We start from the raw sequence: 21373 nt of genomic DNA on the forward strand, positions 1-21373 counted from the left end.
TCACGCTCCTCCGACGGGCAGGGTGACCGTGAACGTGCTGCCCCGGCCCGGCTCGCTGGACACCGTCAGGCTGCCACCGAGCAGGTTCACCAACCGCCGCGCGTACGGCAGGCCGAGGCCCGTGCCGCCGACCCGGGTGGCGCCGGGCACCTGGTAGAACTCCTCGAAGATCCGCTCGTGCAGCTCCGGGGGGATGCCCGCGCCGGTGTCGGAGACGATGAGCGACCAGCGCTCGTCCCGCCGCTCCGCCCGCAGCCGGACCTCCCCGCGCTCGGTGAACTTGAGTCCGTTGTGCAGCAGGTTGCGCAGGACCTGGGCGAGCAGCACCTCGTCCGTACGCAGCGTCGCCGGAACTGGCGGCTCCTCCACCACGAACTCCACGTCGGGGCGGGTGGCCAGGGCCCGTAGCGTGCCGCGCAACTGGCCGAAGACCGGCCGCAGGTCGACCTCGGTCCAGTCGGGCTCGATCCGGCCCGACTCGGCCTTGGCCAGGTCGAGCAGCTCGTTGACGAGCGTGAGGAGGTCACCCGCCGAGGAGCGGATCAGCCCGACCTGGCGGGCCTGCTCGGCGGTGAGCGGGTCGGAGGCGGAGTCGCCGAGCAGCCGGCCCAGGCCCATGATCGCGGTGACCGGCGCCCGCAGCTCGTGGCTGACGTTCGCCAGGAAGCGGCTCTTCGACTCGCTGGCCGCGCGCAGCTGGGCGGACTTCTCGTCCAGCTCGGCGTAGAGGGCCACCACGCCGCGGTTGGTCTCCTCCAGCTCCTCGGTGAGCTGGTTGTAGAGCGCCATCACCCCGCGGTTGGTCTCCTCCAGCTCCTCGTTCAGGACGGCCAGCTCGTCGCGCTGGCTGCGTACCTCGTCGAGGGCGGCGACCAGTTGGGCGTTCTGGGCGGTCAGCTCGTCCAGGGCGCTGCCCGGGGCGTTCCGGTCGAGCTCGGAGCGCAGCTCGGCGAGACGCTCGGGGGTCAGCACCTCTGCGGTGACCGGGACACGTCGGGACATCCTCACGACCGTAACCCCCTCCCCGGTCACCACGCCCAACTTGTCCACCAACCGCGCCACCGCGCCGGACTGCGGCTCGTACCGGCCGCCGGGCAGCGGACGCGCCGGGACGAGGTCCACCCGCAGGTGGCGCCTGCCGTCGACGGCGTCATCGACGAGCACGAATGCCACCTCCGCCCCGCCGACCGAGTGCAGCAGGTCCCGGGCGACCTCGCTGAGCGCCGTGGCGATGCGTACCTGGTCCTGGTGCTCCAGGCCCACCGCGGCGGCGACCTCACGGCCCCGCTGGCGGACGACGAAGATGTCGTGTTCGACCCGCAGCGCCATCGTCAGCAGCGGCGCCCCGGTGGGTCCGGTCACGACCATGCCCGGACGGCCAGGACGCAGGCGTCGTCGCGGCGGGTGCCGGCGTCACGCAGCACCGTCGCGGCCACCACCAGGGGCGAACGGTCGACGAGACCGGGATAGTCGGCGAGCTGCCAGCGGTCGACCACCCCGTCACTGTGCATGACCAGCAGGGAGTCGGACTCGAATGGGTAGTCGTACTGCCGGACCGAGGGGCGCTGGTGCCCGGCGATGCCGGGCAGCGAGACCAGGCCCCGCCGCTTGCCGTCGGCGCCAATCACGGCGGCGGAGATGTTGCCCAGCCCGGAGTAGCGCAGCATCCCGGCCGACGGGTCCGGCTCGGCCACGGCCAGCGCCGCGCCCCGGGTGTGCGACATCGAGCGGTGCAGGTGCGCGACGACCGCCGACGGCGCCCCCACCGGCGCCTTGCGGAACGCGTCGAGCGCGGCGTCGGTGGCGGCGGAGGCGAGCGGCCCGTGTCCCAGGCCGTCGCAGACCAGCACCTGGCGCCGGCCCTCGACGATCCGCCACGCGTACCCGTCGCCGCTGACCGACTCCCCGGCCAGCGGCCGGCTGAGCGCGCCGACCCAGGGCCGCTCGTGCCCGCCGTCGGGCTTCGGCCAGACCTGTACGGCGAGGACCGTGCCGCGCTCCGGCCGGGAGTAGCCGTCGAACCAGCTGGCCTGTCGGACGATCGCGCCGAGGCCGATGCCGAGCGTCCCGACGGTGGAGTGCCCGTCCTGGGAGGAGGCGGTGAGGTCGGCCATCCCCGGCCCGGTGTCGAGGGCGACCAGCTCCACGCCGGCCTCCCCGTCGCGCCGCGCCGGCCGCAGCAGCAGGACACCGTCGTCGGCGTGCTTGACCAGGTTGCTGGTCAGCTCGGCGGCGACGATGGCCAGGTCGGCGGTGCGGGCATCGCCCAGGTCGAGCTGGACGCCGAGCCGTTCGGCGGCCCGACGCACCGCGCTGGCCGTGCTGCCGTTCTCGACCCGGAACCAGACTCCGCGGTCGGAGACCACGTCGTCGTTCATCGGGACCATTTGGTGACCGTGATCCGGGTTCCCTCGCCCACGGCGGTCTGGATGTCGAACTCGTCGACCAGCCGGCGCGCGCCGCTGAGCCCGAGGCCGAGCCCGCCGCCGGTGGTGTAGCCGTCGGTCAGCGCCAGGTCGAGGTCGGCGATGCCCGGGCCGGAGTCGGCGAAGACGATCCGCACGCCCCGCCGCCGGCCGTTGTCCACCGTGGCCACCTCCACCGAGCCGCCGCCGCCGTACACCAGGGTGTTGCGGGCCAGTTCACTCGCCGCGGTGACGATCTTGGTCTGGTCGACCAGCGAGAGCTTGACCGCCACCGACACGGTACGCACCAACTGCCGGACCCGTACCACGTCCTCGTCGCTGCGGATCGCCTGCGCCTGCGGCTGGCCCAGGTCGACTCCGGCGGTCATGACAACGCCGTCGTCTCGGCGTCCGGTTCGTCGTCGAACGCGAGCTCGTGCTCGTCGGCGTGGGCCGCCGCGATCAGCTCCATGCCCCGCTCGACGTTGAGCGCCGTCCGGATGCCGTTGAGCGACAGGCCCAGCTCGACCAGGGTGATGGCGACGGCGGGACGCATCCCGACCACGACCGTCTCCGCGTCGAGCACCTTGGAGATCGACGCGATGGTCGACAGCATCCGCCCGACAAAGGAGTCGACGATGTCCAGGGCGGTGATGTCGATGATCACGCCGTGACAGCCGGTGGCGACGATCCGCTCCGCGAGGTCCTCCTGGAGCTGGACGGCCGTCTGGTCGGACATGTCGACCTGGATGGAGACCAGCAGGATGTCGCCGATCTTGAGGATCGGCACCCGCTCCATCAGGCCTCCCGGCGCTGGCGGCGGCCGGTCTCGACCCCGGTGAGCCGGAGCACGTGCCGCAGCGCGTCGGCGAGGCTGGCCTTGGTGGCGATGTCGCCGAACTCGATGCCCAGGGCCACGATGGTCTGCGCGATCTGCGGCCGGATGCCGGAGATGATGCAGTCGGCGCCCATCAACCGGGCGGCCACCACGGTCTTGAGGATGTGCTGGGCGACCTGGGTGTCCACCGCCGGTACGCCGGTGATGTCGATGATCGCGTAGGGCGAGCCGGTGTCGACCAGGGTCTGGAGCAGCCGCTCCATCACCACCTGGGCCCGGGCCGAGTCGAGGGTGCCGACCAGCGGCACGGCGACCACGCCCTCCCAGAGCTTCACCACCGGGGTGGACAGCTCCAGCAGCTGCTCCGCCTGGTCGGCGATGAGGCTCTCGCGGGTGCGTACGAAGCTCTCGAAGGTGAACAGGCCCATCTGGTCGATCAGGCCGGAGAAGGCGACGTAGTCGCGGAGCGCGTCGGGGCCGCCCTCGGCCTCCACCAGCTCCAGCAGCACCTCCTTGAGCGAGAACACGCTGACCGCGGTCTCGGAGGCGGAGAAGCCCTGCCGGGCGCGTCCCCGGGACAGCTCCGACAGCACGGCGCGCAGCTCGGTGGCCTGCTCGGAGTCGAGGTCGACGGCTCCCTGCTCACTTGCCGTGATCATGCTAGAATGCAGCTCCTGCATCTGCCGGCGCAGTTCGCCCTGACTGAGTCGCCCGCGCAGCGACCCGGCGGCGATCTCCGTCCAGCGCTGCATGATCCGCTCGGCGTGACCGGTCAGCAGACCGGCCAGCCGGCTGCTTTCCTCGGCGCTCAACGCCATGGTGAACCCCCTTCGACCTCGACGGCGGACTCTATCACCGGAGGCCGGAGCGCTACTTGTCGCAGGGCAAACGAATGAGGACGGCCACCGGATACCGCCTCCCGTTCTGCATACCACCCCGATCGTGGGATACCGTTTCCCCGATAACAGGAGGTCTGGCGAATGTCCTTGACGGTGCACACGGAACAGCGCGGCGACGTGGTCGTCGTATCGGTCGCGGGCGAGCTGGACATGGCGACCGCACCGCAGTTGCAGGACCAGATCACCGACCTGCTCGACAAGGGCCGCAGCCGGCTCGTCTTCGACCTGGCGAACGTCTCGTTCTGCGACTCCACGGGGCTGTCGGTGTTCGTCCGGGCCAAGAACAGCTGCGACGAGGCGGGCGGCGTGGTACGGCTGGCCGCACCGCAGCGGGGCGTGCTGCGCATCCTCGAGGTGAGCGGTCTCGTCGAGGTGCTGCACACCTATCCGACGGTCGACCAGGCCGTGGCCGGCGACCCCACGCCGGCCTCCTCCTGACGGTCCCCCTCACGCCTCGTCCTCGATGTGTCGGGGACGGGCGATCACCATGCCCGCGCCGGTCTGCACAGCGAGTGCCGCCAGCAGGAACCCGATCGGGACGGTCCAGCCGCCGGTCGTCCCGTAGAGGATGCCCACCAGCAGCGGCCCCAGCGCCGCGATGAGGTAGCCGACGCTCTGGCTGAAGGCGGAGAGCGCCACCGTTCCCTCGGTGGTCCGCGCGCGCAGCCCGATGGTGGCCAGGATCATCGGGAAGGCGCTCTGCCCGATGGCGAGCAGCACCACCCAGAGCAGCGCACCGTCGTGCGGCGCGACGGCCATCCCGACGTAGGCGAGGGCCATCGCGGCGGAGAGCGTCAGCACCAGCGGGTGCAGGGTGCGCAGCCGCCCGGCCAGGGTCGGCATCAGCAGGGCGATCGGCACGCCCAGCGCCGTCACCCCGGCGAGCAGCAGGCCGGCGTCCTGCGGCCGGTAGCCGGCGTCGCGGAAGAGCTGGGCCAGCCAGCCCATGATCGCGTAGGCGCCCAGCGACTGCGTCCCGAAGTAGACCGCCATCGCCCAGCCGAGCCGGGTCCGCCCGGGCCGGATGCGGCGGGGACGGGGCGCCACCGCCGCCGAGGTCGCCGCCCGTCGGGCCGCGCGCGCCCGCAGCGCCAGCGGCACCCACGGGAGTACGGCCACCAGGGCCAGCCCGGCCCACACGGCGAGCCCGGCCCGCCAGGTGCCGAAGAGGTGCGCGACCGGCACCGCCGCCGCGGCGGCCACCGTCGCGCCCACCGTCAACGTCATCGAGTACGCCCCGGTGACCAGCCCGATGCGGTGCGGGAAGTACTGCTTGACCAGCAGCGGGAGCAGGACGTTCGCCACCGCGATCCCGGCCAGCGCGAGGGCGCTGCCGGCGATGAAGACCAGCGCGGAGTCCGTACCGACCCGGACGAGCTGCCCGGCGGCGAGGATCAGCATCGCCACCACCAGCACCCGGGCCGGGGAGTTCCGGCGGACCAGCCGGGGCGTGAGTGACCCGAAGACGGCGAAGGCCACCGCGGGCAGGGTGGTCACGACCCCGGCCAGCGCACCGGAGAGGGCCAGGCCGCCGCGTACCTCGTCGAGCAGGGCGCCGAGGCTGGTGATCGCGGCCCGCAGGTTGAGCGCCACGAGCAGCATGCCGACGAGTACGAGCAGGCCACCGGCGACCGGGCCGGCCGGCGCGGCGGCGCGGGACGACCGGAGGTCGTCACCCGACGTACCCGGCGAGGCGCCGGCGTCGACGTCGACGCGTGCGGCCGGGGCGGCGGTGGTTGGCGGGGTCATGCGTCCGAACCTACAATCATGGGATGAATTTCGGGCAGGTGTTGTAACCAGTGCCACCGTCGGTTGATTCCGCCACCGCGCCACCGCGGGGACACCGGGTGCGGCAGACCATCGCCCAGCTCAGGGAGCGGATCCTCGGCGGCGAGTGGCCGGTCGGCGGGCGGATCCCCACCGAGCCGCAGCTCGTCGCGGCGCTCGGCGTGGGCCGCAACACGGTCCGCGAGGCGGTGCGGGCGCTGGTGCACGCCGGGGTGCTGGAGTGCCGGCAGGGCTCCGGGACGTACGTGGTGTCGACCGACGAGCTGGCCCCGGTGGTGGCCCGCCGGCTCACCGCCGACCGGATGGTCGAGGTGGTCGAGGTGCGCCGCGCCTTCGAGGTGGAGGCCGCCCGGCTCGCCGCGCTACGGCGTACGACCGAGGACCTGGCGGCCCTGGACGGCGCGCTCGCCGCCCGCGAGGCGGCCTGGGGCGGCGGCCGGGTCGACGAGTTCGTGGAGGCCGACGCGGCGCTGCACACCGCCGTGGTCGCGGCGGCGCACAACGGCATGCTCGCCGAGCTGTACGCCTCGGTCGGCACCGCGCTGCGCAGCACGGTCGCCCAGTCGATGGGCGACGCGCTGGAGCCGGAGCGCTACGTCGACCACTCCCGGCTGGTCGAGGCGATCCGGGCCGGCGACCCGGACCGCGCGGCGATCGAGGCCGGCGCTTTTCTGGAGCCCACGCCCGGGGCATAGGTTGTGCCGGACGGAAGACCGGACACCTCGGGAGTACGGATGCTCAAGGGCTTCAAAGACTTCATCATGCGCGGAAACGTCGTCGACCTGGCGGTCGGTGTCGTCATCGGCGCCGCGTTCACGGGCGTGGTCACCCAGCTCACCAAGTCGTTCCTGGAACCGCTGGTCCGGGTGCTCATCGCGCTGCTCACCGGCAGCAAGAACGGCCTCACCGGCTCCACACCGACGTTCCGCGAGATCCCGTTCGACTGGGTGGCCTTCGTCAACGCGCTGATCACCTTCCTGCTCACCGCGGCGGCGCTCTACTTCCTCGTGGTGTTCCCGATGAACAAGCTGGCCGAGCGACGCAAGCGGGGCGAGGAGCCGCCGCCGAAGGCGCCGAGCGAGGAGGTCCGGCTGCTCACCGAGATCCGCGACGCCCTGGTCGCCGCCGGCCACACCACCCCCGGACAGCGGCGCGGCGCGCTCGACGAGGTGCTGGGCCGCCGGGAGGAACCGCCCACTCCGCGCTGAACCCGGCGCACGCACACCGGCCCCTGCGGGATTCCCGCAGGGGCCGCACATTTTCGTACGCCTGTTCGATAGAGTCCCCGCCATGGAGCAGCGGAAGCACTGGTGGAACGGGAAATGGGGCCGGCTGGCCCGGCGCGACGTCTTCCTCCGGGTGGACGCCGACCGGTGGCACGTCGAGCAGCGCGCCGGCGGCTCCGAGGGCGTCTCCCGGTTCTACGAGTACGACACCGCCGAGGACGCCGAGGAGACGGTCCGGGCACTGCTCCAGGGCACCGACACGTGGCGCGAGCTCTCCCCCCGCCCGCCGAGCGCCTGGTCCCCGGAGGCGTGACCGGTACGCCACCACGAGATCTTGGACAGTTGCCGTTCGGCCCGAGCGGCAACTGTCCAAGATCTCGACGATGGTTTAGCCGGAGCGGGGGCCGGGAACCGCGCCAGGATGGAGCAGCAGGGCACCGAGCGACAGGCGACAGTTTCCCGGATCACCACGGGCATGCGGGTGGTCGACGTCGACGGCACCGAGGTCGGCACCGTCGACCTGGTCCAGCGGGGCGACCCGAACGCGGTGACCGTGCAGGCGCCGACCGCCGACCCGGGCAGCAGCCTGGACGAGCTGATCGAGTCGACGGCCGTCGAGGAGCCGGACGTGCCGGCCGACCTGGCGGCCCGACTGCTGCACAGCGGCTACCTGAAGGTCTCCACCGACCTGGTCCGCACCGGCGCGGTCTACGTGCTCGCCGAGCAGATCGCCGCCGTCACCGACGACCAGGTCCGCCTCGACGTCCCGGCCCGCCACCTGCCCCCCGAGGAGTAGGCGCCGCCCCGCCGCCACCCGGCGACGAGGCGACCGCGACGGAATCCGGTCCGGTCGAAGCCGGAGCGGCCGCAGCAGGCCCGGTCGCAGCAGGCCCGGCCACACCCGGTTCGGCCGCATCCGGCCCCGGCGATGCGGTCGCGGGTCCGGGCGCCGGCTCCGGCGCGGCCGGCCCGCCGGAGCGGTGGCGGAAGAGCAGGAGCATCACCCCGCCCGCGACCAGGCCCCAGAACGCCCCGCCCACGCCGACCAGGGTCACCCCGGAGGCGGTGACCACGAAGGTGACCACCGCGGCCTCCCGGGCCGCCGGCTCCGCCAGCGCCGAGGTGAGCGCGGTGGCCAGCGCGCCGAGCAGCGCCAGCCCGGCGACCGCCTCGATCAGCACCGGCGGGGCGAGCGCGACCAGCGCGGTGGCCGCCCCGGCGCCCAGCCCCAGCAGGGCCAGCCCGATCCCGGCGGTGACCGACGCGATCCAGCGACGGTCCGGGTCCGGGTGGGCGTCCGGGCCGGCGGCCAGCGCGGCGGTGATCGCGGCGAGGTTGACCGCGTGCCCGCCGGCGGGCGCCGCGACCACGGTGGTCAGCCCCGTGGCGCGCAGCGCGGCGCCGAAGGGCGGCCGGTAGCCGTAGCCGACCAGCACCGCCATCCCCGGCACGTTCTGCGCGGCCATGGTGACCAGGAAGAGCGGCAACGCGAGGCCGACCATCGCGGAGAGGCTCCAGGCCGGCGCGGTCAGCTCGACGGCGGGCAGCAGCCGCGCGCCGCCGAGCCCGGAGACCGGCGTGGTCAGCGCGATCGCCGCCACCGCGACGACCAGCGCGCCCGGCACCGCCCACCGGCGGGCGAACCGGTGCAGCAGCAGCCAGGCCAGCACCACGGGGACGGCCAGCCGGGGCACCTCGACCAGCGCGCGGACGGGGGCGGTGCAGAGCGGCAGCAGGACGCCCGCGAGCATCGCGCCCGCGACCGGCCGGGGGATCGCCGCGACGGCCCGCCCGAGCGCGGGGAACAGCCCGGCGGCCACGATCAGCCCACCCGAGACGAGGAACGCCCCGACGGCGACGGGCCAACCGCCGGGCGCCGCACCGGTGGCGACCAGCAGCGCCGCGCCCGGGGTGGACCAGGCGACGCTCATCGGGATCCGGTGCCGCAGGCCCAGCCAGACGGCGGAGATCCCGGAGGCCACGCACACCGCCAGCAGCCCGGACGCGGCCTGGGCGTCGGAGGCGCCGACGGCCCGCAGGCCGGCCAGCACCACCGTGAACGAACTGGCGAAGCCGACCAGCGCGGTCACCACGCCGGCCAGCACCGGTTGCGACAGTCCCGCCATCCCGCCTCCCCCGACCGTTCCGTTTACGGAACAAGAACCTGTAGCACCATAGCGGGGTGCCGCAGACGTCACCAGTCCACCGATCGGCCCCCGATCCGGGCGCCGAGGCCGTCGGTCGCCGGATACGCGCCCTGCGCGAGGAGCGGAGGATGTCGCTGTCCACCCTCGCCCGGCTCGCCGGGGTGGGAAAGGCGACCCTCTCCGGCCTGGAGAACGGCACCCGCAACCCGACCCTGGAGACGCTCTACGCGATCACCGCGCAGCTCGGCGTACCGCTGACGGCCGTGCTCTCCGGCCCGGCCGCCGGGCCGACCGTCCGCGGCGCCGCGGTCAGCGCCATCCTGCTGGAGGTCTTCGAGGACGGCGACGCCACCTACGAGCTGTACCGGATGCTGGTCGCGCCCGGTCCGGAACAGCTCTCCCCCGCGCACCAGAAGGGGGTCACCGAGCACGTCACCGTCTTCTCGGGCGTGCTGCGCGCCGGCCCGGTCGACGCGCCGCTTACCGCCGCCGCCGGCGGGCACCTGCGCTGGACGTCGGACGTGCCGCACGTGTACGCCGCCGTCGGCGACGAGGAGGTCGCCGCCAGCCTCCTGCTCCGCTACCCCCGCCGCTGAGCACCCGCCGGCGACGCGGACCGCGCCGGCCCGCTCAGGCGTCGGCTCAGCCGTCCACCGGCGTCGGCACCGGCAGCCGCCGCTGCACCGCCCAGATCGCCGCCTCGGTACGCGACGCCGACCCGGTCTTGCGCAGCAGGTTGGACACGTGCACGGTGACCGTCCGCACCGAGATGCCGAGGGCCCGCGCCGCCTGCTTGTTGGACATCCCGGCGACCAGGCAGCCCAGCACCTCGATCTCCCGCCCGGTCAGCTCGGCGTCCACCGGATCCGCCGGCCGCCGCGGCGCCACCCTCGGCGGGCCCGGGGCGGGCGGCGGCCGGAGCAGCGCCTCGGGCCCCCGGCCGGCGTGGGCGGCGAGCAGCTCGGTCAGCGCGTACGGGTTGCCGCCGGTGCGCTGCCAGACGGCGCGAACCAGCCGGCCGGACGGGCGCGGCTCCGCGTACACCTGGGTCAGCACCTCGGCGACCTCGGCCGGGAGCAACGGTCCGAGGTGTTGGCGGACGGCGCCCCGGACGCCGCAGAGCCGGGCCAGGGCGCGGACCGCGAGGTCCGGCGCGACGGCGTCCTCGGCGGGCCGGCTCGCCACCACCAGCAGCGCCGGCAGGTCGGCGGTGGTCGCCAGCTCGCCGACCAGGTTCAGGCTGGCCGGGTCGAGGGCGTGCAGGTCCTCCACCACCAGTACGGCCGGGCCGGCGCCGACCAGCAGCCGGACGACCCGCACCGCGAGCCGGAGCAGGGTGCCCGGCGCGTAGCGCTCGCGCGGCGCGGTCGGCTGCTGGGCGAGCCAGGCCAGCGCGTCCGGCGGCAGGTCGAGCCGGCTCGTGTCCCGGCCCGTGAGAACGGCGGCCAGCCAGTCGTACGGGGCGGGGCTGTGCACGCGGGCGGCGCCGGAGAGCACCACCGCCGGCCGGGGGGCGAACGCGTCCAAGGCGGCCGCGACCAGCAGTGACTTGCCCACCCCGGCGGCACCGGTGATCACCGCGACGGCCGGCGCGGACCGCCGGGAGGTGACCACGGTGGACCACGCGCGGTCGAGCTCGGCCAGCTCACCGGCGCGTCCGACCATGGACACCGGCATCATTCCCCAACCCTACGCAGTAGTGCGTAGAGACGGCGGCAGGGTGTTCTTGGCAAGCTTGACCCCATGACGCTGATCCTCCGCTCGGCCATCCTCAACGACATCGGCCTGGTTCGCACCAACAACGAGGACTCCGCCCTCGCCGGTGACCGCCTCGTCGCGGTCGCGGACGGCATGGGCGGCCTGCCCGCGGGCGAGGTGGCGAGCGAGATCGTCATCCGCATCCTGGACGAGCTGAGCCCGCCGACCACCCCCGACGAGGCGGCCGGAGCGCTGCGCGCCGTGGTGAGCACCGCGAACCGCCGCATCCACGCCGCCATCACCGTCGACCCGGCGCGCGACGGCATGGGTACGACGCTGACCGCCGCCCTGCTCGCCGGGGACGCGCTGGTGCTGGCCCAGGTGGGCGACTCCCGCTGCTACCTGCTGCGCGACGGGGAGCTGACCCAGCTCACCCGCGACGACACCTTCGTCCAGGCGCTGGTGGACCAGGGGGCGCTCTCGCCCGAGCAGGCGCGGCACCACCCGCAGCGGTCCCTGGTGACCCGGGCGGTGCAGGGCTCGGACACTCCCCCGGCGATCGGGGTGCTCACGGTGGTGGCCGGCGACCGGCTGCTGCTGTGCAGCGACGGGCTCTCCGACTACGTCGAGGACGGCACGATCGCCGCCGCGCTGCACACGTACGGCGACCGCCACCAGTGCGGCGAGCAGCTCGTCAAGCTCGCCCACCAGGCCGGCGCGCCGGACAACGTGACCGTCGTGGTCTCGGACGTCGTCGCCGTCTGAGCTGGTCCCGGCTCCTGTCGCGGGCAGCCGCGGTCGTCTAGGTAGTTGTGCCACCTAGGTAGTGCCGCTATGTTCGTCGGGTGGATTCCGACCGGCGCGGTCAGTGGCTGCGCGGGGTGCTCGACCTCTGCGTCCTGGCCCTGCTGCGCGAGGGCGAGTCCTACGGCTACCAGCTCGCCCAGGCGCTGGAGGCCGCCGGCATCGGCCCGATCCAGGGCGGCACGCTCTACCCGGTGCTGCTGCGCCTGCAACGCACCGGCCTGGTCACCGCCGAGTGGCGGGAGGGCGCGTCCGGGCCCGCCCGCAAGTACTACCGGCTCACCGACAGCGGGCGGGCGACCCTGCACGAGGGCGGCAGCGCCTGGCTCGCGTTCGTCGCCCCGGTGACCGGCCTCGTCACGAAGGAGGAGGTCGACGGATGAACGCCGACGAGTGGCTGCGGGCGTTCGCGGCCGAGTTGGACCGGCGCCGGGTCCGGGCGGACGCCGCCCGGCACGTGGTCGCCGAGGCCGCCACGCACCTGCGCGACAGCGGGGGCGACCCGTGGGCCGTCTTCGGCCGACCGCACGACTACGCCGCCGCAATCGTCGAGACCATCGGCACCTCGCCCGGTCCGCGTCCCGGACCGGTCCGGCTGCACGCCCGGGGCATCACCAAGCGGTACGGGCGACGCACCGTCCTGCGCGACGCGTCGCTGACCGTCCGGGCCGGACAGATCGCCGCCGTGATCGGGGCGAACGGCAGCGGCAAGAGCACCTTCCTGCGCGTCTGCGCCGGGTTGGTCTCCCCCGACGCCGGGGAGGTGACCGTCTCCGGCCGGGTCGGCTACTGCCCCCAGCAGGGCGGCACCGCCGACTTCCTGCTGCCCGACGAGCACTTCGTGCTGATCGGCGCCGGCCGGGGCGTGGCCCGTGGGCCGGCCCGCCGCGCCGGCCGGGCGGCGGCCCGCCACCTCGGCTGGGAGACCGAGGGCGACGTCCTCGCCCGCGACCTCTCCGGCGGCACCCGGCAGAAGCTGAACCTGACGATGTCCACCCTCAGCGAGCCGGACGTGCTGCTGCTCGACGAGCCCTACCAGGGCTTCGACCGGGGCACGTACGTCAACTTCTGGGACCAGCTCGCCCGGCTGCGCGACGAGGGACGGGCGATCGTCGTGGTGACCCACCTGCTCAACCAGCTCGACCGGGTCGACCTGGTGCTCGACCTGACCCCGGCCACCCAGGGAGGGCGTGCGTGAACCGCCTCGTCACCGTCGCCGAGATGACCCTGCGGGAGCTGCTGCGCCGTCGGGGCGTGCTCCTGCTGCTGCTGTTGATGCCGCTGGCGTTCTGGCTGATCCGGCGGGACTCCCACGTCGGGCAGTCGGTGCGTTCGCTGCTGCTCGGCATCAGCTGGGCCGTCAGCACCGCCGCCCTCTTCGCCACCGGCGCGGCCCGCGAGCTGGAGCCCCGGCTGCGGCTGGCCGGCTACCGCCCGCACGATCTCTACCTCGGCCGGATGCTCGGCCTGTGGGCGGCCGGGCTCATCCTCTCCGTGCCGTTCTTCGTGCTCACCGTCGTCGACGCGCCCGAGCTGCGGCACGGCGGGGTGGCGGTGGCGATGCTCTGCTGCGTGGGGGTGGCCGCGCCGTTCGGAATGCTGATCGGCGCGCTGCTCCCCCGCGAGCTGGAGGGGACGCTGCTGCTGCTCACCGTGGTGGCGGTGCAGATGCTGATCGACCCCGCCGGCACCGGCGCCAAACTGACCCCGTTCTGGTCCAGCCGGGAGATCGCCACCTGGGCGGTGGACCACACCGACTCCGGATACCTGACGCGGGGGTCGCTGCACGGGCTGGCCGTCACCGCGCTGCTGATCGCCACCGTGGCGGCCGTGTTCAGCGTCCGGCTGCGCCGCCGCCGGCACCTGCGGCACCTGCCGATCGGCTGACCGCCCGCCGGTCGGTCACCGGCGATTGCGGTTGCGGCGACCGCCGGGCCGGGATGGGATGGGCGGATGACCGTCCGCCGGGTGAACGCCGAGGAAAGACTGTCCACCAGCTTCGCGCTCGGCGCGTACGCCTTCGAGGCGTCGCCGCGCAGCGCGGCCCGTGCGGAGGAGTTCCGCGGCTACCTGCCCTACAACGAGGGCAACCGGACACTGGTCGTCGAGGAGGGGCGCACCACGCTGGCCGCCGCCTCGGCGATCCCGATGCGGCAGAACCTGCGCGGCGAGGTGCTGCCGATGGCCGGCGTCGCCGGGGTCGCCACCCACCCGCTGGCCCGCCGGCGCGGGCACGTACGCTCCCTGCTGCACCGGCTCCTCGACGAGATGCGCGACGAGGGGCACCAGCTCAGCGCGCTCTACCCGTTCCGGCCGTCGTTCTACGCCCGGTTCGGCTACGTGGGGCTGCCGAAGCCGCGTACGGTCACGTTCTCGCCGGCCGACCTGGGCGAGCTGCTCAACGCCGACCTGCCCGGCGAGGTGGGCTGGGAGCGGATCGGCGAGGGCTACCGGGACTGGCGCGCGTTCACCGAGCGGTGCCTGAACGAGCGGCACGGCTTCGCGATCTTCCCCGGCTACCGGGACGTGGGCTTGCGCGACCGCGACGAGCACTGGCTGCTGACGGCCCGCACGGGCGGTACGGTCACCGGCGCGGTGCTCTACCGCATCGACGACCACGGTGGCACGCTCGCCGCCGGCGACCTGCTCGCCGCCGACCCGCTCGCCCGGGCGCTGATGTTGCAGTTCTTCGGCCGGCACGTCGACCAGGTGGAGCGGGTGACCGTCCAGGTGCCCGTCGACGAGGTGCCGGAACTGTGGCTGACCGACCTGGCCGTGCACGTCGAGGCGCGGGTGGCCCGACCGAGCTACTCCGCGCCGATGGCCCGGCTGCTGTCGGTCGACGCGCTGGCCGGGCTGCCCGTCGGGCTGGGTCGGGTGCGGGTGGAGCTGACCGGCGACCGGTGGCTCGCCGGGTCGTACCTGCTGGACGGCACGACCGGCGTGCTGGAGCTGGTCACCGGTGCCGCCGCCACCGTCGGCTCGCCGCCGACCGCCACGCTGACCGCCGCCGGCCTCTCCGCCCTGGCGTACGGGGTCCTGGACCCGGTCGAGGTGGGCCTGCGGGGGTTGGGCGACGTGTCGACGGACGCGGCGGCGGAACTGCGCCGCCTCTTCCCCCGCCAGCACCCGTACGTCTTCGCCGACTTCTGACCCGCCCACCGTGCGGCGTGGGTCAGTAGGGGTTGCCGTGGCCGGCGGGGCGGCCGCGTAGCAGGGCGGTGGGGCGGCCCGGGAGGTGGCGGGCCGCCGACATCGGCGGGCTGGCGGTGTGCGCGCCGTCGGCCATACCGGCGAAGAGTTCCTTCAGGGCGCTGAGCGCGTCGTGGCGCGGGTGCCAGCCCAGCTCCGACTCGGCGCGCTCGCTCGACATCAGCGGCGCGTGCAGCGCCAGCTCCACCCAGCCGGCGTCGATCGGTTGCAGCCGCGCCCGCCAGGTCAGGGCGGCGGCGACGCGCAGCACCAGGGCGGCGACGGGCACCGTCCAGCCGTGGAAGTGCCGGGCCACCAGCTCCGGGGTCAGCACCGGGTCCGTGGCGACGTTGAACGCGCCGCGCGCGTCACCGAGGACCGCCCGGGCGTACGCGTCGGCGACGTCGTCGGTGTGCACCGCCTGCATCCGCAGCCGCCGGTTCGTCGGCACCAGCGGGATCCGGCCGAAGCGCAGCAGCCGGACGGGCGCGAACGGGCCGAGGAAGTAGCGGGTGATCTCGGTGGCCGCCGCCCGCTGGAAGTTCAGTCCGGGCCGCAGCCGCACCACCCGCAGCCCCGGGTGCTCCCGCTCGGCGCGGTCGAGCAGCGCCTCCACCTCGGCCTTGTCCCGGCTGTACGACGAGCCGGGCACCCCGGTCGCCGGCCAGCGCTCGGAGACCGGGTGGTCCTTCGGGCCGGGCGCGTAGACGCCGACCGACGACGCGTACACCAGGGCCGGCACGCCGGCGCGGACCACGGCGTCGATCACGGCCGCGCTGCCGCCCACGTTGGTCCGGTGCAGCACCCGCTGGTCGTGGCTGGGCTGGATCTGCCAGGCCAGGTGCACCACCGCGTCGGCCCCGGCGAAGACCTCGGCGAGCTGGTCGGCCGCGCCGGGCAGGCCGACGTCGCAGGAGTGCCACTCCACCTGGTCGTACGGCTCGCCGCAGTCAGGCCCGGGCAGCCGGCGGGCCACCCCGGCGAGGTCCACTCCGCGTTCCCGCCGCAGCCGGCGCAACAGGGCGGTGCCCGCGTTGCCGGTCGCCCCCACCACCACGATCCGCATGCCCGTCCCGTACCCGGTCAGGCGCGAGTCAATCGCGGCACGCGGCCGCGGACCCGGCTGTCGGCGCCTGCGGATCCGCGCCGCCGATCGCCGCCGTCAGGGGCGGGGCGCGTGACGGACCCAGTTCTTCTGCCCGCCCCGGCGGCGACCCTGCGAGGCGGCCAGGCAGCGCGGGCAGATCCGGCCGACCGGGTCCGCCTCGGTGAGCACGTCCGTCGAGGTGTACTCGAACCGCACGTGCGGGAAGCGGCGCAGCCGGGTCCGGCTGAGCGGGAGCCCGCAGACGGTCTGGTTCTGCCCGGGCAGCCAGGCGTGCACCTCGCCGGCCGGCTCCCGTACGCCGTCCGGGCCGGTTCCCTCGCTGGAGGCCGCCACGGCCGGGGTGCTGCTCATCCTCATACGGACACGGTTCCCCCACGCCGCCCCGCCCATGCCTGCCGCGTCGGTGCGGGCGACGACACGGGCGGGCCCGGAGCGGCCGGCGGTCAGCCGCGCCGGGCAAGCAGGGCGGCGACCAGGCAGGCGAACGCGGCCACCGAGGAGAGCGTGCGGACGAGGTTCCCGCGTACCCAGGCCGCCTCGAACCAGGCCCGCACCCCGGCCAGGTCGGCGATCTGGTCCACCGGGCCGGCGGCCTCCAGCCGTTCGTTCAGCGGCACGTTGAGGCGCGCGGTCACCCCGACGGTGACCAGGTAGCAGGCCAGCGCGGCGACGGTCCAGACCAGGACGGGGCCGCCCCGGTCCAGGTGCGCGGCGGCGGCCACGGCGAGCAGCAGCGGCGCGCCGAGGAAGGCGCCCAGGAACCAGCCGTTGAGGATCCTCCGGTTGATCGACTGCATGGTGCCGACCAGCGTCCGGCCGTCGGTGGCGGCCAGGCCCGGCATGACCGCGCAGGTGAACGCGAAGAACAGCCCCGCCACCAGCCCGGTGGTCAGGGTCGCCCCGGCCAGGGCGACGGTACGGATCGTCTCGGTCATCGGTGGTCCTCCCCCGTCGTCGTCCCACCAGTCAACCGGGCGCTGCCCCTCCCGCCCATGGCCGAGCCGCTCGCCCCCATAAGCACGCGTCCACTGGGCTGTCACCCGAGACGGGGAGTTCAACCGCCGCCGGTGCCCGGCTGAACGGGCGCGGATTCGTCAACGCGACCTTGTGCACATCCGCGCGATGCCACACCATGCCGATGTTCATCGATATCGGCGAGAGGGCGGAGACGTGACCAGAGTGAGCGCGTGGGGTCGACTGCGGGCGATCGGAGTAGCGGCAGGAGTCCTGCTCGGGATCGCGGTCGTTCCGGCGCAGCCGGCGTCCGCGCAGGCCGGGGCGATGGTCCAGCCGGTGGGTGGGCGGGTCACGGGGGTGCTCGCGAACAGGTGTGGCGCCACCGACAGCGATCACTACGGGGTGGACATCGCGGGCAACAGCGGGATGGCGATCGGGGCGGCGTACCCGGGCACGGTGGCCTTCGCGGGTTGGACCTCGGGTGGGGGCAACATGGTGACGCTGTCGCACGCCGGTGGCTACCAGACCCGGTACCTGCACATGGTGCGGGCGGCGTCGGTCGCCGTGGGGCAGCAGGTCGGGCAGGGGCAGGTGCTCGGGCACGTCGGCAGTACCGGCAACTCCACGGGCCCGCACCTGCACTTCGAGATCCGCCGCCACGGCGCGGTCTACGACATCCGCCCGGCGTACGTCTGCGGCAGCACGGTCACCAAGGGCGCCCCGATCAACCTCCCGTTCGCCGACCTGCCGCCGGTCAACGCCGCTCCCGACCGGGTCCTGGTGGTGCGCACCGACGGGACGCTCGCGGCCAAGGAGTCGCTGAACGGGACCGTGCACGAACTCAAGACCAACGTCACCAGGGTCTCCGCCGACCGCGACCGCGTCGCCGTGATCAGCACGAACGGGGCCGCCGAGGTGAAGGTCGGCGGCCTCACCGCCGGCTGGGTGACGCTGTTCCACAACGCCAGGGACGTCGTCGTCGACGGTGACCGCTACGTCGTGCTCGGCACCGACGGCAGGGCCTGGGCCAAGGACGGCCTCTACAGCACGAACTGGGCCCACATCTCGAGCAACACGACCGTGATCGACGCGGCCGACGGTCGGATCGGGGTCATCGAGAACGGCGTCGCGAAGGTCAAGGAAGGGCCGATCAACGCGTCCTGGCACACCGTCGCGGCCAGCGCGACCGACCTGTCCCTCGACGGGGCCCGGATCGGCGTCGTCGAGGGCGGCACGGCCAAGGTCAAGGAAGGGCCGCTCAACGCGGCCTGGGTGAACCAGGCCGCGGGCCGGCAGGTCGTCGTCGAGGGCTACCGGATCGCGGTACGGGACGACAGCGGCAACGCCTACGTGAAGGCCGGCCCGCTCAACGGAAGCTGGGACCACGTCGCCACCGGCGCCACGGATCTCGACGTCGCCGGCAACCGGGTCGCCGTGGTGTCCGGCGGCTGGGCCCGGGTGAAGGAACCGAACCTGAACTCGTACTGGGTGGACGTCGTCGTCAACGCCCGGCAGGTGGCCCTCGCCAACCAGTGACGCCCCACCTGAGGGAGAGCGCACAGGTGGTCAGGAGGCGGGACGGGGGTGGGCCCAGGCCGTGAAGCGGTCGGCCAGGTCGACGCGGGGACCGCCGCCGTCCAGCTCGGCGAGCTGGGCGGCGGCCTCGACCTGGAGGGTGGCGAGGTGGACCAGCAGGGCGGTCCGGTCGGTCCGGTACTCGCCGAGCAGGCGCAGCTTCGCCGCCGAGCAGGGCCAGGCGATCCCGCAGGCCGCGCAGCGCCAGGTCGGGCGGGACGGTACGTGGTCGCGTCGCCGGGTCACCGCGACGGCACCCTGACGACGGTCGCCCGGTCCAGCCGGACGGAGGCGTACCGCTCGCGCGGTCGCAGCGTGCCGTCCGGGTTCAGCTCCCGGCCGCGCAGCTCGACCCACTCCGCGCCCTGGAACGGGCCCCGGTCGAGGACCTCGGTGACGTACATCGTGAGGGCCCCGACGCCGAACCGGTAGGAGTCCTCCGGGACGCGGATCACCTCGCCCGGCGCGATGGCGCGCTCCCCGCGCGGCCTGTCGACCGTCACGTCTTCCTCCCGCCCGTCGGCCGGCCCGTCACGTGGAAGGGGGCCACCCACGGACGCCCGCCCGGGGCGGCCCCCGCGAGGACCACCCCCGGCCAACGCTCCACGAGCGGCCCTCGCTGGTGACACTCTGCTGTGGAGGCGACTACGCTCGGAAGGCTCCGCGCGCGTCCGGGCCGGGCTGGCCGAGCCCACGCCCGACGGGTGGCGCAGTGGGTAGTCGATCTTCAAACTGGGAGGCCCTGAATGGCCGACGTGCCGAGCCCGCTCGCCGCCTTCATCGTGGGCGAGATCCGCCGCGCCCGTGGCGGCGCCGGCATGACGCAGGAGACCTTCGGCCGGGGCGCGGGCTTCAGCGCGTCGCACGTCAGCGCCGTCGAGGGCGGCACCCGGGCGCTGACGATGGACTTCATCAAGGGAGCCGACCGGGCCCTCAGGACCGGCGGGCTCTTCGAACGGCTCGTCGCCAGCGTCGGCGCCCCGTCCTGGTTCCTCCCCTGGCTCGACGCCGAACGCGTCGCCACCCAGCTCCGCTACTTCGAGCCGAACCTGATCCCAGGGCTGCTGCAAACCGAGGACTATGCCCGCACCGTGCTGCGCTCCGTCGACATCCTCACCAGTGACGAGGTGGAACAGCGCGTCTCGGCTCGGATGGAGCGACAGAAGATCCTGACGGACGACCGGCCACCGCAGTTCGTCGCGGTACTCGACGAAGCAGCTCTACGCCGCTCCGGCGACGACATCGGCGGCGTCATGGCGCAACAGATCGCCCACCTGATCGCCCGCGCCGAACTGCCGCACGTCCACGTGCACGTCATCCCGGCGAGGAGCGGCCTGCACGTCGGCCTGTCGGGACCGTTCGCCCTCGCTCGCTCCCGCGATGGCGTGTGGGTCGGGCACCTGGAGAACCAGCTTGCCGGCGTCGTGGTGGACAAGGACGATGACGTAGCTACGCTTCAAGCTCGGTGGGAAAGCGTGCGGAACGAGGCTTTGCCCCGCCGGCAGTCCATCGACCTGCTTAAGGAAGTAGAGAGCCTTCATGGACCTCAGTAGCGCTCAGTGGCGAAAGTCCACCCGTAGCGGCGCCAGCGGCGGGAACTGCGTCGAGGTGGCCGACAACCTGCCCGGCGTGGTCGCCGTCCGCGACTCGAAGGACCCGACCGGCCCCGCCCTGACCTTCGCCCCCACGGCGTGGCGCGCGTTTGTCGCCCGCACCGCCGGGCGAGCCTGACCCTCCCGTACGCCCGGAGGTGCCCGCTCCTGGACGGGCGGGCGTCTCCGGCGGACGAGCCTCGCCCACCGCCTGAGCTGCCGTTGCCACCGACGGCACGAAAGCCGAGAGTCGCAACCGGCCGCCTTCCGGTAACCTGAGCGCGCGGGCCGCTAGCTCAATGGCAGAGCTGTGGACTTTTAATCCATAGGTTCAGGGTTCGAGTCCCTGGCGGCCCACTCCTCCGCAGGTCAGCGACCCCTTTGTGGGGTCGCTGAGGCCGTGATCTCGGCCCGCACAGCAGCACCCGTGGATCCACTGCCAGGTCGACCAGGGACGAGACGCAGACTCACCCGAGGTACAATTTTCTGTACCTACCCCGGAGGTGGTCATGCGGACCGTGAACTTCACCCAGCTACGGCAGAACCTGGCCGCCGAACTCGACAGCGTCATCAACGACGCGGAGGAAGTGGTGGTGACCCGGTCGGGCCACGAACCGGTGGTCATCGTGCCGCTTGCGGAGTACGAGGCGATGAAGGAGACCGAGTACCTCCTTCGCAACCCGGCCAACGCCGCAGCCCTGCGCCGCTCGATCGCGGAGCTTGAGGAGGGCGACGCGGCCGAGCGGGACCTGATCGACCCTGCCAACGTGCGGGACGTCGCGTGAGGCTGGTCTTCACCGCGACGGCCTGGAACCAGTACCTCAGCCACACCGACCGGAAGCTGGTCAAGCGCATCAACGACCTCATCGCGGACGTGATGCGCAACGGATACGAGGGCATCGGCAAGCCGGAACCCCTTCGGGGAGAGTTGTCCGGCTTCTGGTCCCGTCGGATCGATCGCGAGCACCGGCTGGTGTATCGGATCACCAAGGACGACGTCGAGATCATCGCCTGCCGCTACCACTACGGCGACAGGTAGTGGACCGGACTGGAACGGGAGTATCGACGTCCCGACCGTGTTCGTGCGTCCTACCGGTCCAGCTCGCTGCCGAGCCGCTTGAGCGCGTCGCAGTGGCCGCTGACG

The 21373-nt window shown here is 73.7% G+C and carries 29 protein-coding genes and 1 tRNA gene; 17 read left to right on the plus strand and 13 right to left on the minus strand.

All coding sequences use genetic code 11. The features are described from left to right. The 5 genes from DER29_RS10305 to DER29_RS10325 are packed head-to-tail and all read right to left on the minus strand — an operon-like array spanning position 1 to position 4061. The gene (locus DER29_RS10305; RefSeq protein ID WP_199729427.1) at positions 1-1329 is read right to left on the minus strand and encodes a sensor histidine kinase; all 1329 of its coding nucleotides are present in this window, start codon (positions 1327-1329) and stop codon (positions 1-3) included. A 29-nt stretch (positions 1330-1358) separates the two neighbouring features. Continuing rightward, complete coding sequence (locus DER29_RS10310; RefSeq protein ID WP_233599708.1) at positions 1359-2387, minus strand: SpoIIE family protein phosphatase; 1029 nt, start codon at positions 2385-2387, stop codon at positions 1359-1361. Then, positions 2375-2794, minus strand: a complete 420-nt coding sequence (locus DER29_RS10315; RefSeq protein ID WP_121397149.1) for an ATP-binding protein — start codon at positions 2792-2794, stop codon at positions 2375-2377. The genes DER29_RS10310 and DER29_RS10315 overlap by 13 nt, the downstream gene beginning before the upstream one ends. Beyond that, a complete protein-coding gene (locus DER29_RS10320) occupies positions 2791-3204 on the minus strand; it encodes an STAS domain-containing protein (RefSeq protein ID WP_101413704.1) in 414 nt (137 codons plus the stop codon). Before DER29_RS10320 ends, DER29_RS10315 begins: the two co-directional genes overlap by 4 nt. Then, the gene (locus tag DER29_RS10325) at positions 3204-4061 is read right to left on the minus strand and encodes an STAS domain-containing protein (protein ID WP_121397150.1); all 858 of its coding nucleotides are present in this window, start codon (positions 4059-4061) and stop codon (positions 3204-3206) included. Before DER29_RS10325 ends, DER29_RS10320 begins: the two co-directional genes overlap by 1 nt. Positions 4062-4223: 162 nt before the next feature. Here DER29_RS10325 and DER29_RS10330 point away from each other — a divergent pair, with 162 nt between their 5' ends. Next, positions 4224-4580 (plus strand): STAS domain-containing protein, encoded by a 357-nt coding sequence (locus tag DER29_RS10330; RefSeq protein WP_092381119.1) that lies wholly within the window; start codon positions 4224-4226, stop codon positions 4578-4580. Positions 4581-4589: 9 nt separating this feature from the next. Here the strand turns inward: DER29_RS10330 and DER29_RS10335 are convergent, their stop codons facing one another. Beyond that, complete coding sequence (locus tag DER29_RS10335) at positions 4590-5891, minus strand: MFS transporter (RefSeq protein ID WP_121397151.1); 1302 nt, start codon at positions 5889-5891, stop codon at positions 4590-4592. A gap of 50 nt (positions 5892-5941) precedes the next feature. Between DER29_RS10335 and DER29_RS10340 the strand changes: the two genes are divergently transcribed. The 4 genes from DER29_RS10340 to DER29_RS10355 all read left to right on the plus strand — a co-directional run bounded on the left by DER29_RS10340 (position 5942) and on the right by DER29_RS10355 (position 7952). Further along, entirely contained in the window at positions 5942-6625 is a 684-nt protein-coding gene (locus DER29_RS10340; protein ID WP_121397152.1) for a FadR/GntR family transcriptional regulator, read from the plus strand. A gap of 39 nt (positions 6626-6664) precedes the next feature. Continuing rightward, positions 6665-7138: a large conductance mechanosensitive channel protein MscL gene (mscL, locus tag DER29_RS10345; protein ID WP_121397153.1), complete on the plus strand. Its 474-nt coding sequence runs from the start codon at positions 6665-6667 to the stop codon at positions 7136-7138. An 82-nt stretch (positions 7139-7220) separates the two neighbouring features. Then, entirely contained in the window at positions 7221-7469 is a 249-nt protein-coding gene (locus DER29_RS10350) for a hypothetical protein (RefSeq protein ID WP_121397154.1), read from the plus strand. Positions 7470-7577: 108 nt separating this feature from the next. Then, complete coding sequence (locus DER29_RS10355; RefSeq protein WP_121397155.1) at positions 7578-7952, plus strand: hypothetical protein; 375 nt, start codon at positions 7578-7580, stop codon at positions 7950-7952. On the opposite strand, the gene DER29_RS10360 is transcribed toward DER29_RS10355, so the two are convergent. Then, positions 7894-9282 carry a benzoate/H(+) symporter BenE family transporter gene (locus DER29_RS10360; RefSeq protein ID WP_305036119.1) on the minus strand — a complete coding sequence of 463 codons (1389 nt, stop codon included), beginning with the start codon at positions 9280-9282 and terminating at the stop codon, positions 7894-7896. The two genes, DER29_RS10355 and DER29_RS10360, sit on opposite strands and share 59 nt — an antisense overlap. A 149-nt stretch (positions 9283-9431) precedes the next feature. Here DER29_RS10360 and DER29_RS10365 point away from each other — a divergent pair, with 149 nt between their 5' ends. After that, entirely contained in the window at positions 9432-9899 is a 468-nt protein-coding gene (locus tag DER29_RS10365) for a helix-turn-helix domain-containing protein (RefSeq protein ID WP_233599709.1), read from the plus strand. Positions 9900-9945: 46 nt separating this feature from the next. On the opposite strand, the gene DER29_RS10370 is transcribed toward DER29_RS10365, so the two are convergent. After that, positions 9946-10983 (minus strand): helix-turn-helix transcriptional regulator, encoded by a 1038-nt coding sequence (locus DER29_RS10370; protein WP_121397157.1) that lies wholly within the window; start codon positions 10981-10983, stop codon positions 9946-9948. 63 nt (positions 10984-11046) lie between these two features. On the opposite strand from DER29_RS10370, the gene DER29_RS10375 reads away from it, so the two are divergent. The 5 genes from DER29_RS10375 to eis all read left to right on the plus strand — a co-directional run bounded on the left by DER29_RS10375 (position 11047) and on the right by eis (position 14958). After that, the gene (locus DER29_RS10375) at positions 11047-11766 is read left to right on the plus strand and encodes a PP2C family serine/threonine-protein phosphatase (RefSeq protein ID WP_121397158.1); all 720 of its coding nucleotides are present in this window, start codon (positions 11047-11049) and stop codon (positions 11764-11766) included. A gap of 80 nt (positions 11767-11846) precedes the next feature. Next, complete coding sequence (locus tag DER29_RS10380) at positions 11847-12188, plus strand: PadR family transcriptional regulator (RefSeq protein WP_121397159.1); 342 nt, start codon at positions 11847-11849, stop codon at positions 12186-12188. Next, complete coding sequence (locus tag DER29_RS10385; protein ID WP_121397160.1) at positions 12185-13003, plus strand: ATP-binding cassette domain-containing protein; 819 nt, start codon at positions 12185-12187, stop codon at positions 13001-13003. The genes DER29_RS10380 and DER29_RS10385 overlap by 4 nt, the downstream gene beginning before the upstream one ends. Continuing rightward, positions 13000-13692, plus strand: a complete 693-nt coding sequence (locus tag DER29_RS10390; protein ID WP_121397161.1) for a hypothetical protein — start codon at positions 13000-13002, stop codon at positions 13690-13692. The genes DER29_RS10385 and DER29_RS10390 overlap by 4 nt, the downstream gene beginning before the upstream one ends. A gap of 66 nt (positions 13693-13758) precedes the next feature. Continuing rightward, positions 13759-14958, plus strand: a complete 1200-nt coding sequence (eis, locus tag DER29_RS10395) for an enhanced intracellular survival protein Eis (RefSeq protein WP_121397162.1) — start codon at positions 13759-13761, stop codon at positions 14956-14958. 22 nt (positions 14959-14980) lie between these two features. Here eis and DER29_RS10400 read toward each other — a convergent pair whose 3' ends face one another. From DER29_RS10400 to DER29_RS10410, 3 genes are all read right to left on the minus strand, one after another. Then, the gene (locus DER29_RS10400) at positions 14981-16063 is read right to left on the minus strand and encodes an NAD-dependent epimerase/dehydratase family protein (protein WP_121397163.1); all 1083 of its coding nucleotides are present in this window, start codon (positions 16061-16063) and stop codon (positions 14981-14983) included. 96 nt (positions 16064-16159) lie between these two features. Next, on the minus strand, positions 16160-16456 hold the full coding sequence (locus tag DER29_RS10405; protein WP_233599710.1) for a hypothetical protein: 297 nt from the start codon (positions 16454-16456) through the stop codon (positions 16160-16162). Positions 16457-16548: 92 nt separating this feature from the next. Beyond that, positions 16549-17040, minus strand: coding sequence for a DUF1772 domain-containing protein (locus tag DER29_RS10410; protein ID WP_121397165.1), 492 nt, complete (start codon positions 17038-17040; stop codon positions 16549-16551). Positions 17041-17275: 235 nt separating this feature from the next. Here DER29_RS10410 and DER29_RS10415 point away from each other — a divergent pair, with 235 nt between their 5' ends. Continuing rightward, the gene (locus DER29_RS10415) at positions 17276-18598 is read left to right on the plus strand and encodes a M23 family metallopeptidase (RefSeq protein WP_158618998.1); all 1323 of its coding nucleotides are present in this window, start codon (positions 17276-17278) and stop codon (positions 18596-18598) included. Between the two features lie 30 nt (positions 18599-18628). Here the strand turns inward: DER29_RS10415 and DER29_RS35155 are convergent, their stop codons facing one another. After that, positions 18629-18883 (minus strand): flavin reductase, encoded by a 255-nt coding sequence (locus DER29_RS35155; RefSeq protein WP_233599711.1) that lies wholly within the window; start codon positions 18881-18883, stop codon positions 18629-18631. After that, the gene (locus DER29_RS10425; RefSeq protein ID WP_121397167.1) at positions 18880-19140 is read right to left on the minus strand and encodes a hypothetical protein; all 261 of its coding nucleotides are present in this window, start codon (positions 19138-19140) and stop codon (positions 18880-18882) included. The genes DER29_RS35155 and DER29_RS10425 overlap by 4 nt, the downstream gene beginning before the upstream one ends. A 243-nt stretch (positions 19141-19383) precedes the next feature. On the opposite strand from DER29_RS10425, the gene DER29_RS10430 reads away from it, so the two are divergent. The 5 genes from DER29_RS10430 to DER29_RS10450 all read left to right on the plus strand — a co-directional run bounded on the left by DER29_RS10430 (position 19384) and on the right by DER29_RS10450 (position 21268). Further along, positions 19384-20190 carry a helix-turn-helix transcriptional regulator gene (locus tag DER29_RS10430; RefSeq protein ID WP_121397168.1) on the plus strand — a complete coding sequence of 269 codons (807 nt, stop codon included), beginning with the start codon at positions 19384-19386 and terminating at the stop codon, positions 20188-20190. Beyond that, positions 20177-20368: a DUF397 domain-containing protein gene (locus DER29_RS10435; protein WP_121397169.1), complete on the plus strand. Its 192-nt coding sequence runs from the start codon at positions 20177-20179 to the stop codon at positions 20366-20368. Before DER29_RS10430 ends, DER29_RS10435 begins: the two co-directional genes overlap by 14 nt. Before the next feature lie 146 nt (positions 20369-20514). Beyond that, positions 20515-20586: transfer RNA gene (locus DER29_RS10440), tRNA-Lys, on the plus strand. Between the two features lie 152 nt (positions 20587-20738). Further along, positions 20739-21014, plus strand: a complete 276-nt coding sequence (locus tag DER29_RS10445; RefSeq protein ID WP_121397170.1) for a type II toxin-antitoxin system Phd/YefM family antitoxin — start codon at positions 20739-20741, stop codon at positions 21012-21014. Then, complete coding sequence (locus tag DER29_RS10450; protein ID WP_120328095.1) at positions 21011-21268, plus strand: Txe/YoeB family addiction module toxin; 258 nt, start codon at positions 21011-21013, stop codon at positions 21266-21268. Before DER29_RS10445 ends, DER29_RS10450 begins: the two co-directional genes overlap by 4 nt. Positions 21269-21373: the final 105 nt, after the last annotated feature.

Source organism: Micromonospora sp. M71_S20, from assembly GCF_003664255.1.
In the GTDB taxonomy this organism is placed as follows: domain Bacteria; phylum Actinomycetota; class Actinomycetes; order Mycobacteriales; family Micromonosporaceae; genus Micromonospora.

Bases quoted from the DNA above. Each gene is read 5' to 3' on its own strand.
- DER29_RS10305 (WP_199729427.1), bottom strand. From the start codon at position 1,329: ATGGCGCTGCGGGTCGAACACGACATCTTCGTCGTCCGCCAGCGGGGC.
- DER29_RS10310 (WP_233599708.1), bottom strand. From the start codon at position 2,387: ATGGTCCCGATGAACGACGACGTGGTCTCCGACCGCGGAGTCTGGTTC.
- DER29_RS10315 (WP_121397149.1), bottom strand. From the start codon at position 2,794: ATGACCGCCGGAGTCGACCTGGGCCAGCCGCAGGCGCAGGCGATCCGC.
- DER29_RS10320 (WP_101413704.1), bottom strand. From the start codon at position 3,204: ATGGAGCGGGTGCCGATCCTCAAGATCGGCGACATCCTGCTGGTCTCC.
- DER29_RS10325 (WP_121397150.1), bottom strand. From the start codon at position 4,061: ATGGCGTTGAGCGCCGAGGAAAGCAGCCGGCTGGCCGGTCTGCTGACC.
- DER29_RS10330 (WP_092381119.1), top strand. From the start codon at position 4,224: ATGTCCTTGACGGTGCACACGGAACAGCGCGGCGACGTGGTCGTCGTA.
- DER29_RS10335 (WP_121397151.1), bottom strand. From the start codon at position 5,891: ATGACCCCGCCAACCACCGCCGCCCCGGCCGCACGCGTCGACGTCGAC.
- mscL (WP_121397153.1), top strand. From the start codon at position 6,665: ATGCTCAAGGGCTTCAAAGACTTCATCATGCGCGGAAACGTCGTCGAC.
- DER29_RS10350 (WP_121397154.1), top strand. From the start codon at position 7,221: ATGGAGCAGCGGAAGCACTGGTGGAACGGGAAATGGGGCCGGCTGGCC.
- DER29_RS10355 (WP_121397155.1), top strand. From the start codon at position 7,578: ATGGAGCAGCAGGGCACCGAGCGACAGGCGACAGTTTCCCGGATCACC.
- DER29_RS10360 (WP_305036119.1), bottom strand. From the start codon at position 9,282: ATGGCGGGACTGTCGCAACCGGTGCTGGCCGGCGTGGTGACCGCGCTG.
- DER29_RS10365 (WP_233599709.1), top strand. From the start codon at position 9,432: ATGTCGCTGTCCACCCTCGCCCGGCTCGCCGGGGTGGGAAAGGCGACC.
- DER29_RS10370 (WP_121397157.1), bottom strand. From the start codon at position 10,983: ATGATGCCGGTGTCCATGGTCGGACGCGCCGGTGAGCTGGCCGAGCTC.
- DER29_RS10375 (WP_121397158.1), top strand. From the start codon at position 11,047: ATGACGCTGATCCTCCGCTCGGCCATCCTCAACGACATCGGCCTGGTT.
- DER29_RS10385 (WP_121397160.1), top strand. From the start codon at position 12,185: ATGAACGCCGACGAGTGGCTGCGGGCGTTCGCGGCCGAGTTGGACCGG.
- eis (WP_121397162.1), top strand. From the start codon at position 13,759: ATGACCGTCCGCCGGGTGAACGCCGAGGAAAGACTGTCCACCAGCTTC.
- DER29_RS10400 (WP_121397163.1), bottom strand. From the start codon at position 16,063: ATGCGGATCGTGGTGGTGGGGGCGACCGGCAACGCGGGCACCGCCCTG.
- DER29_RS10405 (WP_233599710.1), bottom strand. From the start codon at position 16,456: ATGAGCAGCACCCCGGCCGTGGCGGCCTCCAGCGAGGGAACCGGCCCG.
- DER29_RS10410 (WP_121397165.1), bottom strand. From the start codon at position 17,040: ATGACCGAGACGATCCGTACCGTCGCCCTGGCCGGGGCGACCCTGACC.
- DER29_RS10430 (WP_121397168.1), top strand. From the start codon at position 19,384: ATGGCCGACGTGCCGAGCCCGCTCGCCGCCTTCATCGTGGGCGAGATC.
- DER29_RS10435 (WP_121397169.1), top strand. From the start codon at position 20,177: ATGGACCTCAGTAGCGCTCAGTGGCGAAAGTCCACCCGTAGCGGCGCC.
- DER29_RS10445 (WP_121397170.1), top strand. From the start codon at position 20,739: ATGCGGACCGTGAACTTCACCCAGCTACGGCAGAACCTGGCCGCCGAA.